At 39.3% G+C, this 14,731-nt stretch carries 12 protein-coding genes; 9 read left to right on the top strand and 3 right to left on the bottom strand.

The features are described 5' to 3' along the window. The first annotated feature begins 837 nt into the window (after nt 1-837). Nucleotides 838-1,452, top strand: a complete 615-nt coding sequence (locus tag H5157_RS06665; RefSeq protein ID WP_002957915.1) for a trimeric intracellular cation channel family protein — start codon at nt 838-840, stop codon at nt 1,450-1,452. A 34-nt stretch (nt 1,453-1,486) separates the two neighbouring features. Next, complete coding sequence (locus H5157_RS06660) at nt 1,487-2,998, top strand: YifB family Mg chelatase-like AAA ATPase (RefSeq protein ID WP_182724398.1); 1,512 nt, start codon at nt 1,487-1,489, stop codon at nt 2,996-2,998. Here H5157_RS06660 and H5157_RS06655 read toward each other — a convergent pair. Next, a complete protein-coding gene (locus tag H5157_RS06655; protein ID WP_002957913.1) occupies nt 2,995-3,699 on the bottom strand; it encodes a response regulator transcription factor in 705 nt (234 codons plus the stop codon). The two genes, H5157_RS06660 and H5157_RS06655, sit on opposite strands and share 4 nt — an antisense overlap. A gap of 216 nt (nt 3,700-3,915) precedes the next feature. Beyond that, nucleotides 3,916-6,411: a S9 family peptidase gene (locus H5157_RS06650; protein ID WP_182724397.1), complete on the bottom strand. Its 2,496-nt coding sequence runs from the start codon at nt 6,409-6,411 to the stop codon at nt 3,916-3,918. An 84-nt stretch (nt 6,412-6,495) separates the two neighbouring features. Between H5157_RS06650 and H5157_RS06645 the strand changes: the two genes are divergently transcribed. Next, a complete protein-coding gene (locus H5157_RS06645; RefSeq protein ID WP_002957910.1) occupies nt 6,496-7,572 on the top strand; it encodes a hemolysin family protein in 1,077 nt (358 codons plus the stop codon). Between the two features lie 32 nt (nt 7,573-7,604). On the opposite strand, the gene H5157_RS06640 is transcribed toward H5157_RS06645, so the two are convergent. Then, the gene (locus H5157_RS06640; protein ID WP_182695530.1) at nt 7,605-8,816 is read right to left on the bottom strand and encodes an EAL domain-containing protein; all 1,212 of its coding nucleotides are present in this window, start codon (nt 8,814-8,816) and stop codon (nt 7,605-7,607) included. Nucleotides 8,817-8,982: 166 nt separating this feature from the next. On the opposite strand from H5157_RS06640, the gene H5157_RS06635 reads away from it, so the two are divergent. The 6 genes from H5157_RS06635 to H5157_RS06610 all read left to right on the top strand — a co-directional run bounded on the left by H5157_RS06635 (nt 8,983) and on the right by H5157_RS06610 (nt 14,694). Further along, a complete protein-coding gene (locus tag H5157_RS06635; protein WP_182724396.1) occupies nt 8,983-9,999 on the top strand; it encodes a metalloprotease in 1,017 nt (338 codons plus the stop codon). Between the two features lie 146 nt (nt 10,000-10,145). Beyond that, nucleotides 10,146-11,387 (top strand): HlyD family efflux transporter periplasmic adaptor subunit, encoded by a 1,242-nt coding sequence (locus H5157_RS06630; RefSeq protein ID WP_182724395.1) that lies wholly within the window; start codon nt 10,146-10,148, stop codon nt 11,385-11,387. A 188-nt stretch (nt 11,388-11,575) separates the two neighbouring features. Further along, nucleotides 11,576-11,731: a lactobin A/cerein 7B family class IIb bacteriocin gene (locus H5157_RS06625; protein WP_182724394.1), complete on the top strand. Its 156-nt coding sequence runs from the start codon at nt 11,576-11,578 to the stop codon at nt 11,729-11,731. Beyond that, nucleotides 11,731-11,895, top strand: coding sequence for a hypothetical protein (locus H5157_RS06620; protein WP_182724393.1), 165 nt, complete (start codon nt 11,731-11,733; stop codon nt 11,893-11,895). Before H5157_RS06625 ends, H5157_RS06620 begins: the two co-directional genes overlap by 1 nt. A 50-nt stretch (nt 11,896-11,945) precedes the next feature. Beyond that, on the top strand, nt 11,946-12,521 hold the full coding sequence (locus H5157_RS21095; RefSeq protein ID WP_182724392.1) for a CPBP family intramembrane glutamic endopeptidase: 576 nt from the start codon (nt 11,946-11,948) through the stop codon (nt 12,519-12,521). Nucleotides 12,522-12,561: 40 nt separating this feature from the next. Beyond that, complete coding sequence (locus H5157_RS06610; protein WP_182724391.1) at nt 12,562-14,694, top strand: peptidase domain-containing ABC transporter; 2,133 nt, start codon at nt 12,562-12,564, stop codon at nt 14,692-14,694. Nucleotides 14,695-14,731 lie beyond the last annotated feature (37 nt).

The following is a 14,731-nucleotide window of genomic DNA, read 5'->3' as shown; positions in this document are numbered from 1 at the left end:
TAAAATTTGGTGTGTATATTGTGGCTCATAACCCGAAGGTCGTCGGTTCACCTTTTATAAGTTCAGGCTCCCGCAACCACTGAAATAAATAAGAATGAAACGGCACGCTTAAAGCGTGTTTTTTTATGTCTAAAATTTAGTGTGTATATTGTGGCTCATAACCCGAAGGTCGTCGGTTCACCTTTTATAAGTTCAAGCTCCCGCAACCACTGAAATAAATAAGAATGAAACGGCACGCTTAAAGCGTGTTTTTTTATGTCTAAAATTTGGTGTGTATATTGTGGCTCATAACCCGAAGGTCGTCGGTTCACCTTTTATAAGTTCAGGCTCCCGCAACCACTGAAATAAATAAGAATGAAACGGCACGCTTAAAGCGTGTTTTTTTTATGTCTAAAATTTGGTGTGTATATTGTGGCTCATAACCCGAAGGTCGTCGGTTCACCTTTTATAAGTTCAGGCTCCCGCAACCACTGAAATAAATAAGAATGAAATGACACGCTTAAAGCGTGTTTTTTTATGTCTAAAATTTAGTGTGTATATTGAGGCTCATAACCCGAAGGTCGTCGGTTCAGCTTTTATAAGTTCAGGCTTCCGCAACCACTGAAATAAATAAGAATGAAACGACACGCTTAAAGCGTGTTTTTTTATGTCTAAAATTTGATGAGAGTGGTGAGATCATCTTCACTGCATGAGGCATTCACTTCTCATAAGCGCAAGCTCCCGCCCCCCTGAGATACACTTTAAAATGTTATAAACTTCTTAAAATAAATCGTTATTACTTAAAACCTTGTTTGGTTTGTGTTAAAACGGCACAAATATTTTTAGGTTGTTACAAATATGACTGAACTTTACCACTGGTTTGATTTAATAGGCATTGCGGTGTTTGCTGTATCGGGCACTTTGCTAGCGTATGAGAAAAAAATGGATGGCTTTGGGGTCGTAGTTTTAGCGACAGTAACTGCTATTGGTGGTGGTACAGTGCGAGATCTAATTTTAGATGTTCCAGTGTTTTGGTTACACGATCAAAGTTACTTTTTTGCCATACTCGCTTCAGTATTTGTTACAACACGCCTTATAAATAAACAAAAGCCGATACCTCATTATATTTTACAAACAGCGGACGCGTTTGGGTTAGCTTTTTTTGCAGTAATGGGGGCGCAAAAAGCACAGCTTGTTGGTATGCCCGATATGACTGCGGTAATTATGGCTGTAATTACAGGCTGCTTTGGTGGATTAATTCGAGATGTGCTTGCACGCGAGATCCCTATGCTATTAAAGGGTGAGCTTTACGCTATTACCTGTATAGCGGGTGGTACTGTTTATACGCTTGGCATTAGTTTTTCGTTAGCAACCGAAATGGCGATGGTATTAGGAATGTTAATGACCTTATTACTTCGTTTAGCCGCTATAAAATGGCAAATCACATTACACGTTTTTAAATATCCTGACTAAACTGGTGTAATCACACCATTTACTAGGATAAGGAATGTCGTTAGCTCGTATATTTTCTCGTGCTCAAGTGGGCATAAATGCCCCTGAAGTTATTGTAGAGGTTCACCTAGGAAATGGTTTACCCGCTTTTCATATTGTAGGCCTGCCCGAAGCGTCTGTTAAAGAGTCGAAAGACAGGGTACGTAGCGCACTCGAAAACTCACAATTTGGTTTTCCCGATCAACGAATAACCGTAAATTTAGCCCCAGCCGACTTACCAAAAGATGGTGGGCGGTTTGATCTGGCTATTGCGGTGGGTATTTTAGTCGCCTCTGGGCAAATAGTGTGTCCTGATATTCATAAGTACGAGTTTTATGGTGAGCTTGCTCTTAATGGTGAAGTGCGTGGTGTAAACGCTATTTTACCTTCGGTACTTGCTGCAAAAGAAGAAGATCGCTGCTGCTTTTTACCTCTTGCAAACGACAGCCTAGCAAGCTTAGTTAATGGCGTTAAACGCAAAGCCGTAAGCTCTATTCAAGAAGTGTGGGGGGATTTACTTAATCAACAACCCTTGCTATTAAATATAGAGTACCCCGACTGCACACAAGCCCCTGACTTTTTGCTCGATTTAAGCGATGTGAAAGGTCAGCCTGGCGCCAAGCGAGTATTAGAAATAGCCGCAGCTGGCGGGCATAATTTACTATTTTTAGGCCCTCCAGGTACTGGTAAATCAATGCTGGCCCAGCGAATGGCAACTATAATGCCTACTATGTCGGACGATGAAGCTATTTCAACAGCTGCGCTTTACTCTATTATTGGACAATCCATAGATTTAACTAATTGGCGACAGCGGCCATTTCGTAATCCGCATCATACGTGCTCAGCTGTTGCTTTGGTGGGGGGCTCTTCAAATCCCAAGCCTGGTGAAATTTCGCTGGCACACAACGGTGTGCTCTTCTTAGATGAGTTACCGGAATTCGAGCGTAAGGTGCTTGATTCACTGCGTGAACCAATGGAGACCGGCACAGTAACTATTTCACGTGCAGCTAGGCAAATGGAGTTCCCAGCGCAGTTTCAGCTTATTACAGCATTAAACCCAAGCCCAACGGGGAGCCATACTGATAAGCGGGCAACTCCCGATCAAGTTATGCGTTATTTATCACGCGTGTCGGGGCCTTTTATTGACCGTATTGATTTGCAAATAGAACTACCTCGTTTAACGAGTGTTGAGCTACAAAGTACTCAGCCGGAGGAAACCAGTGCTGAGGTTAGAGCAAGAGTTGAGGCTGCTTATTATGTGCAGCTAAAACGCCAAGGTAAGGTTAATGCGAGACTTAATAATAAAGAAATGAGTGTGCACTGTGAACTTGCGCCTGCAGAGTTGCAATTTTTAGCTAGAGCAAGCGAGAAGTTGTCTTTATCGCCACGCTCTTACCATAGAGTAATTAAGGTGGCGCGGACTATTAGTGATTTAAAAGGCGCTGAAAACATTAGTTTAAATGAGCTTAAAGAAGCACTTAATTACCGCGCATTTGAGCGCCTTATTGCGCAATTAACTAAGTATTAAATAGAAAGCATATAGCCTTTACCGCGTACGGTAACGATGCGTTTTTGATCTTTTTCGTCATTTAATTTTTTACGTAAACGACCAATAAGCACATCAACAGTACGATCGTTTGGGCTCCAATCGGGCTGGCCTATTTCTTCTGATATTTTTTCACGGGATGTGGCTTTACCTGCATTACTAATTAAGCAAATAAGCACTTTATGTTCGGCTTCAGTTAAGCGTGACTCAACGCCCGCAGCAGTAATTAATGTGCGGTTATCAGGATGAAGCTTAAAGTCAGCATATTCTATAAACTCTTCGCTTTCGTCGTCTTCTAGGTTAACTGCAACACGCTTATAGAGCGCGCGCATGCGAAGTTCTAACTCAAGTAAATCGACGGGCTTACAAATATAGTCATCAGCACCTTGTGCAAGACCTGCAATACGATCGGCTTGGGAGTCACGACTCGATAATACAATAACGCCAATATCGGTCAGTGTGTTTAATTCTTTTGCGAGCTGAAGCCCGTCGCGCTTTGGTAAGACAATGTCAATTATGGCTAATGATATAGCACCGCGCAGGTTTACCCGCTGCCTTACAATGTTAAGTGCATCAGCGCCAGTGGGGTCTACCTCTATTGTAAATTCGGTATCTGCAAAGTGATTTTGGATGCGTTTAACGAGTAGTTCATCGTCTTCAACCAATAAAACATTAATAGCCATAGTACTTTATTTTGAATGCTTATAGCTCTGTATGGTAGCACCAATAGGTAAATGCTGAGAAGGGGGTTTATTAGTTTTAAGTAACTTAATATTTCAAAGGGGTATAAGACGTTATTAGAGGATGAGGTTAGCACCTTTAGACTAATTAAAAGGTGCTAAATAATTAATTCTACTATTAATAAATCTGTATTAAGTCGTTATTTTAAAGGTTCAGGCTCAGTCATTTTTATACATCGAGTCCCACCATTGAGGCTCGTTTTTTAGCTTTTTATCAAAGTATGCGAGCATAGTGTTCCACCAATCAAATCGTTTGTCGCGTGCAAAAATTTGATGGTCGGCGCCTTTGTATTCGATTAACTCTACGTCCTTATTAAGCAGTTTAAGTGCAGTGTACATTGTTAAGCTTTCGCCAACAGGTACATTGGTATCGCTATCACCATGAAGAAGTAGCATAGGTGTTGTTACTTTGTCGGCATGAAATACAGGGCTATGTTGGCTGTAAAGCTCAGGGTTATTCCACGGGAAGCTATTTTTTGATGCTTCGCCAGAATATAAGTAGCCCCACCAACCTTCACCCCAATACGAGGTAATATTAGAAATACCCGCATGAGCTATTGAAGCACTAAATATATCGGTTTTAGTTGCCAATAACATGGTCATGAAGCCACCGTACGATGCCCCTAAGTTACCTACTTTTTTACTATCAACATAGTTGTATTTATTTAAAAAGGCTTGTGTGCCTTCGATAATATCATCTGCGGTGTAGTCGCCCCAGGCATTAACATGCTGCGCTGAAAACTTTTGTCCAAACCCTGTTGCGCCAGTAGGTTGTACTACATAAACAACGTAGCCATTTTCTGCCCATAAGTTAAACGGGTAACGACCTGTAAAACCACGCGTAACGGGTGAAGTACCGCCGTAGTAATACACGAGCGCAGGGTGCTTTTTAGTTTTATCTAAATTGCTAGGAATGTACACACGACCAGTTATTTCGACACCATGTTTATTTTTAAAATTAAACTCTTCTAATGTAGGGAGTCGTGTATTTGCATAGCTACTTGGTTTTGAATCCCATATTAAATCTGTTTTATTTTTACTTACGTTAAGGCGCTTTAGTTGTTGTGGCGCTAAAGCGTTAGTGCCACTTAATAAAATTTCGGTATTACGGTCGTGTGAGTAACTAAATTGTTCAACAATATCCAATCCTGTATTTAACTTTTTAAAGCGCTGTTTACTTAAATCAAATAGGTAAAGTGGTTGAGTGTCTTGCTCTGTTACTTTAATAAGCGCATCGCCGTTTTCTAAAACGTGCAGTTGGCCAATAGCGGGGTCGAACTGTTTACTGAGTGCTTTTACGTTTTTACCGCCTTCAGTAAGTAGATAAATTTGCCCGTCGTAGTTATTAGCAAGCATTGCTTTTGGTAGAGCTCTGCCTGCGCCATTTTTAAAGTCAGGGCCTGCAACTACATAAATGTCTTTATTTGCATATTTAGCTAAATTAAACGTTTTAAATTTACCAAGCGATGAAAGCTTGTTTGATTTTAAATCGAGTTCGGCTAACTCTGTTTCAGGGTGGGTTGATGCCTGCATTGCCATTACTGGGCGGCTCATTAATACTTTGCCACGGTTACTATTTGAATCTTCAAGGCTGTAAGAAAGAGGACCTTGGCTAAGTGCTTTTGTTAAACCACTTTTAGTATCAAGCATATAAATTTGGCTGGTGGTACGTGCATACGACCAGCGATCTTGCAGACCTTTATAGTGCTTGGTTAAGCTGTTAGTGCTCTCAGGTGATTTAGACCAGCTAAACAAAAGACTGGTGTCGTTATAAAAGGTAAAGCCATTAGCTCCTTCTAAATCGTTTGCTAATGTTTTTATTGAGAGGTTTTTACGGTTAAGTTGTTTAAGCTCACCATTTAACAAATACACTAAATATTGGTTATCTGGACTCCAAATAATGTTACTTGGTTGGCCTGCTTCAAAGCGATAAAGCGTTTGATTGTCTGAATCTTTAAGTACAGTAACTGTATTTGCTTGATTTTGTGTTTTATCGCTATAAGTGCGAGTGGTAGTAACGTACTGCTTGGCATTAGGTGCGAGTGATAATTGGCTAATGGTAGGAGCATCAAACAGTTGTTTTGCAGATAAACGTTTTATGTGTGAAGTGCTGAGCGTAATTTTATCAATGTCGCTCTTTGGAGCAAAATCAAGCGTTACATCGTGCCAATTAGCTACTTGCTGGGCTACTATTAAAACAGTGTGAGTACTGTTATTTAAAGCTAACTTATAGCTATTTTTATCGCCTGTTTGTAGTTCGCCATTAATAAATAACTGCCCTTGCTCAATCCCTTTTAAGGTAAGCGTACCTTGTGTAAAGCGGGTTGTTTCAATATTAAATTTTAGTGCCTGTAACCCACCTAAAGTGAGCGCATTGATTTTATTAAATGGCTGCCAGTTTTGTTTTTTCCCAAATACAGAAAAACTATCTGTGTCTGCTTGTAATTGTGGCAATAGGTTGTTAATAATCGCACTGCCATGAGGTGTCTGAAAAGGCTTTAACTGCATATCTTCGGCAAGTGGGCCGATAAACTGAATTTTTGATTTATCCAATGGTGCCGCTATTGCAGCAAAGCTTAAGCTGCTAAGCGTTAAAAGAGCTGCTGCGTACTTAAATAGCTTATTTTGATGACACCATGGTGCGCTAAATTTCATTATTATGCCTATTATTATTGGAAGTTTGGCCAAATATAGCATGTATTGTTACCATGCTCACATATCCAATATAGAGGAGAGAAAGTGACTTTACTGATAGTTTATATGGTAGTGGCGATTGTTATTTCGTTTTTATGTTCTGTGATGGAGGCTGTGTTATTAAGTATTTCGCCCAGCTATGTTGCATCACTTAGAAAAAAACACCCTGAGCTTGCTAAACAGCTCGAAAAGCTTAAAAACAATATAGATCAGCCTTTAGCTGCTATTTTAACTTTAAATACAGTTGCCCATACTGCAGGTGCAGCGGGAGTTGGTGCACAAGCGGCTGTCGTTTTTTCCGATGCGGCTGTAGGTATTGCATCAGCCATCATGACATTTCTTGTATTAATTCTTTCTGAAATTATACCTAAAACCTTGGGGGCTAATTACTGGCGAGCTTTAACCCCAAGTGTTACCTACGCTTTGCGTTTTTTAGTTATATCGCTAAAGCCTTTTGTATGGTTTGCTCAAAAGCTAACAAATTTAATGGGTCCAAAGCACGATGAGGCTTACTATATTCGTCAAGAGATAGAGGCAATGGCAGATATAGGCACGGAGTCGGGAGCATTACACCAAGATGAATCTGATATTATCCGTAATTTGTTGCATTTTAAGCATGCAAAATTATGTGATTTAATGACGCCTCGAACGGTTATTTTCAAAATCCATAAAGATTTAACAGTTAATCAGTATTTAAATGAACATGGATCGTCATCGTTTTCTAGAGTGTTGGTATTTGATAAAGATGCCGATGATATCGTTGGGTTTGTGCATAAAAACGATATTATGCTGGCATTTCACCGCTTAGGCACCGATTACAAAATTAGCAAATTGATTAAGCCTATTTATACCGTACCAACTTCTCAGAACGTATCGTCGTTACTGCAAACTCTTTTAACAAAGCGCACGCATATATGCCTAGTTGTAGATGAGTACGGTGACGTGCAAGGTATTGTAACGCTAGAGGATATGATTGAAGCTTTAATGGGGCTAGAGATTGTAGATGAGCGTGACCAATCTACTAATATGCGCGCAGTAGCAAGGCAGCGTTGGCACAAACGTTTAGCAAGCAGTGCGCATATAGTCAGTGAAGAAGATAAACACACTCGGGGTGATAATTAGTTAACCAGCCCCGATTAAATATTAATACCGCTTTAAGCGGGGCTGCCATCAGTCTTCAGCCAATCTTTAGCCCAAGATATAAATTCGTCTTGTGGTTTAGGGCGGCTAAATAAAAAACCTTGTATGGCTAGTTTTCTTCTATAATGCCTTAAATAAACGAGCTCTTCTGGTCGTTCAACACCTTCTGCTACTAAGTCTAAATTATCTTTACTCGTAATATTAAATAACGAACTTACGACCACTTGAGAAAATAAATCTGTTTCTATATGGCTAATAAGTGAACGGTCTATTTTAATTTCAGTAAAAGGAAGATTTCGAAGCTGATTCATATTAGTAAAACCAACACCAAAATCGTCTAGCGATATACCAAAGCCATGCATTCTTAATCTGTTTAGTGTTTCTAATTGCATGAGGCTTGAGAGTGCATGTTGTTCTGTTATTTCTATAATTATATTACTAGGTGTGAGTTGGTTTAGTTCTAAAATGAGCAGTAATTTATTAGGGCAGTTTAAGTCGTCGAGCTGAGTTGGCGATAAGTTAAATGCCATTTTAAAATCATGACCTAGTTGCGCTTTCATATTTTTGAATTCGCTGGTGGCCTTTTCAAAAAGAGAAAATGTAATTTGATTAATTAAGTTGTGTTGTTCGGCAGTGTTTATAAAACGGTTAGGTAAAATAATATTGCCGTCTTTACTTGATAAAATACGTGCTAAGACTTCAACGCTTTCAATTTTATTGTTATCAGCGTTTATTTTTGGTTGGTAAAAAGGCGTTATTTCATCGTTTTTTAATGCATCAATAAGCTCATCTTTTGAAATGGCTGACTCTTTTAATAAAGTGTGGCTGTTTAATTGCGCCACTTTAATAAGTAACCTACTAACCTGAGACAGTTGCACTGGCTTTGAAATATTACCAATGAGGTGAGCGTTATGTTGTTTCGCGAGATTGGCAGCTAAGCTAATAACTTTATGGTCCATTTCAGAAACAATTATAATACCGCCTTGATAATGTAACTCTCCTAAGTGGCGGATTAGTTCCATGCCGTCCATTTCGGGCATATTGAGATCAGTAAAAATAGCATCAAAGTAGTTGATATCCTCTTTAACTTTTTCAAGAGCTTCTTTTGCATTCAGGCACGTAGTTATAGTGTTAGACATACCCAATTCGTTAAGTATAGCTTCCATAACGATCAAAATTGCTTTTGAATCGTCAACAACTAAAATATTAGGCACTATTTTGTCCACTGTTATCCCTTTCAATGTATCGCTTGGAGTTACTATAAAAGTAGTAGTGTTTTTTTATTTTGTCAGTATCAAATACTTTTATTTTGAAAATAGTTACCTAGCACCTTCACTCGTGTTTTTAAGCTGATTAGGTATACTAGCGCCATTATTTTAAACGGTCTTAATTATGATAAGAATAGATCTTACTTTAGCCGAGCAACCATTTTCGCTTATGGTGTCTGGGCAAAAAATTGTGCAGGTATTTCACGCGCAACAAGCCATTACATTTGATAACCCTCGTGAAAACTATTTTCAATTTACTTACGACAACAAAGTAATAGGTATTGATACAGCGGCAGTGGAAGAGCAAAGCATTTCGCTCTTTGTAGATGATCAATTTGCAACACAACTTGCGTTACCAGCACCTACAAATGGGTCACCTAAAAAAGGCTTTTTAGGGCTAGCTGCATTAGGTTTTAAGCTTTTTAAAAGTGCTAAGGTAATTAAAGTAGTGCTTGCCGGGGCTTCTGTTGCAGGCTATGCGTGGTTATTTAGTATTGAATTTGCACTAATGCTAATTGGTTGCTTAGTCGTACACGAATACGGCCATGTGCGAGCAATGAAATACTTTGGCATAAAAACCAAAGGTATTTACTTAATCCCGTTTGTTGGTGGGCTAGCTGTAAGTGACGATAAAATAACAACCCGTTGGCAAGATGTCGTTATATCATTAATGGGGCCTGCATTTGGTTTAATTACCTCGGTACTGGGTGTCGTTTTATATTACGCCACCGAGATGGAAATATTTGCAGGTGTGGCAGTTCTTAGTGCGTTATTAAATTTATTTAACTTGTTACCTATTTTACCGCTTGATGGCGGGCATGTATTAAAAAGTATTAGCTTTTCAATGCGTTCATGGATTGGTTTAAGCGTATGCTTATTAGGCGTACTATTTGGCTTATGGCTGAGCTACACCTTTGGCTTAATGTTACTGGTATTCTTTTTGTTTGTAGGTGCGCTGGAAATTGTATTTGAATGGCGAGGCCGTCACTATTCACATTTAATGCCACTAGATAAATATGGCCAAGGCTCTTCAGCCGCTATGTACGCGATTGTAGTTGCAGGCCATGTATCAGTAATGATGCATTTTGCGGATTCTGACAATCCAATATTGAGTCTGCCGATGACGATTTTATCAAGCTAATAATAAAAAACAGTATGGAAAGTTTAAAAAACGCGCATGATGCTGTTTTTTTGTTCGGTTGTTGCTGCTTTTAAAGGTTTTTGTGTTTTTATTGTTGTTTTTTTGTAACTGAAGATGTAACGTACTGGTATTAGTTTTGTTCAGGGATGTTATTTAGAAAGGAAGCTGTCGCTCAGCAAAGTGAGCGTTTAACGGGGGCTATAACCCTCGCACAACCGCTATCAATAAAATTAACTGTGTTTATTTTAGCTTGTGTGGCTATCGCAGTTATTACCTTCTTATTCACCGCAGAATATTCTCGTAAAGAAACCGTGCGCGGTTTTTTAATGCCCAACAAAGGGATGATCCAGAGCTTTGCTAATCAAGGCGGCATGATTGAGCAGTTATTTGTACAAGAGGGTGATGCCGTTACTAAAGGTCAGCCGTTGGCGACTATTATTGTGCAGCAAAATAACAGCCAAGGTATTGCCTTAAGTACCCAACTTATTGAGCAGCTAATTATGCAAATACAGTTGCTCAATGATGAGATAGCACAAAACCACACCCTACAAAAGCAAGAGTCACTTAACTTGCAAGCGCAAAAGCATGCGTTAACTAATGAGCAAGCTGCATTACAAAGTCAACTTGCATTGACCGATGAAAAACTAGCACTACTTAACCGTCAACAAAGCAACCTTAATCAACTTAATAAAAATGGCTTTTTATCAAACATCGAGCGAGAGCAACAGCAGCAAGCCCTCTTAGATGCTAAGCAAGAAAAACAAAACCTAGCGCGCTTGCTTATGCAGCAAGAAAATCAATTAAGTCAACTTAGCTTTAATACTGCCAATGTGCCCCAGCAGTATATGTTGCGTATAAATAGTCTTAAACGCCAACAAGCGGATATTCAAAACCAGCTCACACAAATTAAAAGTAACTATCAATATACCATAACAGCCAGTAACAGCGGTACGGTTACTGGTATTCAAGTGGTTGAGGGGGAAACACTTACCCAAGCCAAACCACTGTTGCATATTATTCCCGAAGGCTCAGAGCTAGTAGCAGAGTTGCTGCTCCCAACACGTTCAGCAGGCTTTATACAACTAGGTAACGATACGCGCCTGCGTTTTGATGCTTTCCCTTATCAACGCTTTGGTTTTATTAACAGCAAAATTATCCGCATCGACAAAGCACTCATTACCCCAAATGAAATACGTTTGCCCATTGCACTGCAAGAGCCTGTGTACCGTTTGCGAGCAACACTCAGCCAACAGCAAATGCAGGCCTATGGTAAGGCGTTTGAGCTGAAAAGCGGCATGTTGTTTGAGGCAGATATTATGTTGGAGCAGCGCACATTAATCGAGTGGTTACTCGAGCCACTGTACAGCCTAAAAGGGCGCGTAAGTTAAGTGTAGCACTTTATGAAATAAAGAAAAATTTGAAATTTTGGTGGTTTGCTAAATGCAAACAACCGAAAAAGACGGCCAGCTTTAGTTAACTTTAGCGAGCAGCTAAAGCCAGCCTATTAACCGCCCTCCTTTATTGTAAGGTTGGGCATATTAACAACCCGACGACTTAACTAAAAAGCGTCGGATACATGGAGTATAGTATTATGCGTGAAATAAACGCAAATGAAATTCAAGAAGTTAGTGGTGGTGGTGTTGGTCCGTTGCATTATTTTGCAATAGTTGGGGCTGCTGAATTTATGTATGAATTTTTTGCTGGTGTTGATGAAGGTTTGGGAGAAGGTTAATGAGAGAATTAAATAAATCAGAGCTTAATATTGTTGTTGGTGGTGGCTGGGCTAGAGACGCTGGCGTTTTTGTTGGTGAAACTATGAGAAGTATAGGGGATTCTCTCGAAAGTAGTGCTTATGAAGCAATTGATTGGTGGTTAGACCTAAATAATATTGACTAGAAATAAGTAGGGGGCTGAGCCCCCTTTTTTGAAATAATTAAGAGTTTTAAATGCTTAAGCTAATAGTAGAATGTTGTTATATATTTCTTTTTATATTTTTATCGGTAATTTCAGTTTATTTTTTTGATGCTAATGCCCCAAATTCATACTATTCAATTATAATGTATTTATCTATGATATTTATTATTATCCTTAATAGAAAAAGACTTACTCCAATCGGATGGGGTGTAAATCCATTTAACAAAAATGGAGGGAAGCTGATTTTATTATGTTTCTTTTCTATTTATCTTCTAGATAGAATATTATTTTATTTTTCATCGATTAGTAATTACAGTTTAGAACCTGCAAATAACAACTTATTTTATACTTTAGTCCTAGCCCCTATCCTAGAAGAACTCTTATTTAGAGGTGTAGTTTTTTTCCACTATTGTAAAGTCGTTGGAGTAAAGAGTTCCGCGTTAATAAGTTCGGCTCTATTTACAGTTGTACATTTTGGATTAGATATTTTTGGGCTCATTTCTATATTTATAAGTGGTCTTATTTTCTGTTATTTAACATATAAGGTTAAGGGGGGGATTTATCTTGCCCTAACACTACATGTGCTTATTAATATTGTGAGCTTATAAAAGTGTTTATTAATTTTATTTTTTCATATAAAAGATTTTTATGATTGATTTCTCAGTGAGCAACAGAGTTGATTTAATTCTTCAATCCGAAATTGCGGAATGTGGCCTAGCCTCTATCGCAATGGTGGCAAGTTACCACGGTCATCAACTTGATATGCCTGCTATGCGCAAGCGCTTTTCGGCTAATCTAAAGGGGATGAACTTACAGCAACTGATTGAGCTAGGTGATAATTTAGGGCTAGCTAGCCGTGCGCTACAATGTCCGCTTGATGAAGTGCATAAACTACAAACGCCGTGTATTTTACATTGGGATATGAATCACTTTGTGGTGCTGACCAAAGTCTCTGGCAAAGGTGTTGCAGCTAAATTTGCAATTAATGACCCAGCTGTTGGTAAGCGCAGTTTAAATAGTAATGAGTTTAGTAAACACTTTACCGGTATTTGTTTAGAGCTGACTCCAACCAGTCATTTTGAAGCCAAACAAGAACAAGCACAGATGAAGTTTACCCAACTTTGGAGCTCAATGAAGGGCTTAAAAGCAGGGCTACTAAAACTGATTGCGTTGTCACTGGTATTGCAATTATTTGCTTTGATGACCCCTTATTATATGCAGTGGGTGGTGGATGAAGTACTCATTAGTTTTGATGAATCGTTATTAACGGTACTCGCTATGGGGTTTGCGCTGATTGCGATTATTTCGGTGGTGACTAATGCTGTGCGAAGCTGGTTAATTTTACGGCTTTCCAGCCTTTTGAATATGCAAATGGGTGTGAACTTACTCCGGCACTTATTGCGGCTACCGATGAATTATTTTGAGTCGCGCCATGTTGGCGATATTGTATCGCGCTTTGGCTCATTAGCGCAAATACGGGAGCGCATAACTACAGGGTTTGTAGAAACACTGGTCGATGGCGTGATGGCTATTACCGTTTTGATTATGATGCTAGTTTATTCGCTAAAGCTCACTGCAATAGTTGTAGGTGCAATTGTGCTTTATACCTTAGTGCGTTTAGCGCTTTACAGGCCACTGCACCAAGCTACTGAAGAAATGATTCAATCATCTGCCAAAGAGCAGTCGAACTTTTTAGAAAATATTCGGGGTATGCAAACTATAAAATTGTTTGGTAATGAATCGCAGCGCCAAGGTATTTGGCAAAACCGTTATGCAGAGGTAATAAACAGTGAAATTCGTTTAGGGCGTTTAAACATTAGCTTTGATTCATTTAATAAACTGTTATTTGGCCTTGAAAATGTATTGGTGATTTACTTTGCTGCATTGCTAGTTATGAGCAATAGTTTGTCTGTTGGTATGGTACTGGCGTTTATTGCTTATAAAAACCAGTTAACCAGCCGCTTTGCCAACTTAATTGAGCAAATTATTCAATTCAAAATGATGCGCTTACACTTAGACCGTATTGCAGATATAGCACTCACGAAACAAGAAGCTAATCGTGACGGTGAAATGGCCTATACCGGTGATGACGAAGGTAAAGCAAAAGGTCAGCTTACCCTTGAGAATATTTGCTTTAGTTACAGTGAAGAGCAAGCGCCCATTTTAAATAATGTTAATTTAACGCTGAATACCGGTGACTCGATTGCTATTACAGGGCCATCTGGCGCGGGTAAAACTACACTAATGAAAATTATGCTGGGGTTATTACAGCCGACCTCGGGGACGGTGTTGCTTGATGGCAAAGATATTACCCAGCTTGGCCTTAAAAACTACCGTAAACAAATAGCTGCAGTGATGCAGGATGACACATTGTTAGCTGGCTCAATCGCCGATAACATCAGTTTTTTTGACCCACAGCCCAATTACTTGAAAATAGAGACGTGTGCTCGTCATGCGGCTATTCATGATGATATTACTAAAATGACTATGGGTTATAACTCATTAGTAGGTGATATGGGATCAAACTTATCTGGCGGTCAAGTACAGCGTTTACTCCTTGCACGCGCATTGTATCAATCGCCCTGCGTGTTATTTATGGACGAAGCAACCAGCCATTTAGATAAGGATAACGAGGCGAAAATAAGTGAGCAAATTCAGCACTTACCAATCACACGGATTATGATTGCTCATCGCCAAGAAACTATTAATATGGCTGGCAAAGTCTATCATTTAAATGCAGGTGAATTAGTGGACTTAGACCAGCAAAGTGAGAGTGCATAAAACAATCAAGGCGTGTGTATTACACGCCTTTTTATTA

The organism is Pseudoalteromonas sp. SG43-3 (genome assembly GCF_014164385.1).
Taxonomy (GTDB): Bacteria; Pseudomonadota; Gammaproteobacteria; order Enterobacterales; family Alteromonadaceae; genus Pseudoalteromonas; species Pseudoalteromonas distincta.
The sequence above is the reverse complement of the archived record's forward strand: the minus strand, read 5'-3'. Positions and strand labels throughout refer to the sequence as shown.

Bases quoted from the DNA above. Each gene is read 5' to 3' on its own strand.
- H5157_RS06655 (WP_002957913.1), bottom strand. From the start codon at position 3,699: ATGGCTATTAATGTTTTATTGGTTGAAGACGATGAACTACTCGTTAAA.
- H5157_RS06610 (WP_182724391.1), top strand. From the start codon at position 12,562: ATGATTGATTTCTCAGTGAGCAACAGAGTTGATTTAATTCTTCAATCC.
- H5157_RS06650 (WP_182724397.1), bottom strand. From the start codon at position 6,411: ATGAAATTTAGCGCACCATGGTGTCATCAAAATAAGCTATTTAAGTAC.
- H5157_RS06620 (WP_182724393.1), top strand. From the start codon at position 11,731: ATGAGAGAATTAAATAAATCAGAGCTTAATATTGTTGTTGGTGGTGGC.
- H5157_RS06630 (WP_182724395.1), top strand. From the start codon at position 10,146: ATGTTATTTAGAAAGGAAGCTGTCGCTCAGCAAAGTGAGCGTTTAACG.
- H5157_RS21095 (WP_182724392.1), top strand. From the start codon at position 11,946: ATGCTTAAGCTAATAGTAGAATGTTGTTATATATTTCTTTTTATATTT.
- H5157_RS06625 (WP_182724394.1), top strand. From the start codon at position 11,576: ATGGAGTATAGTATTATGCGTGAAATAAACGCAAATGAAATTCAAGAA.
- H5157_RS06660 (WP_182724398.1), top strand. From the start codon at position 1,487: ATGTCGTTAGCTCGTATATTTTCTCGTGCTCAAGTGGGCATAAATGCC.
- H5157_RS06635 (WP_182724396.1), top strand. From the start codon at position 8,983: ATGATAAGAATAGATCTTACTTTAGCCGAGCAACCATTTTCGCTTATG.
- H5157_RS06665 (WP_002957915.1), top strand. From the start codon at position 838: ATGACTGAACTTTACCACTGGTTTGATTTAATAGGCATTGCGGTGTTT.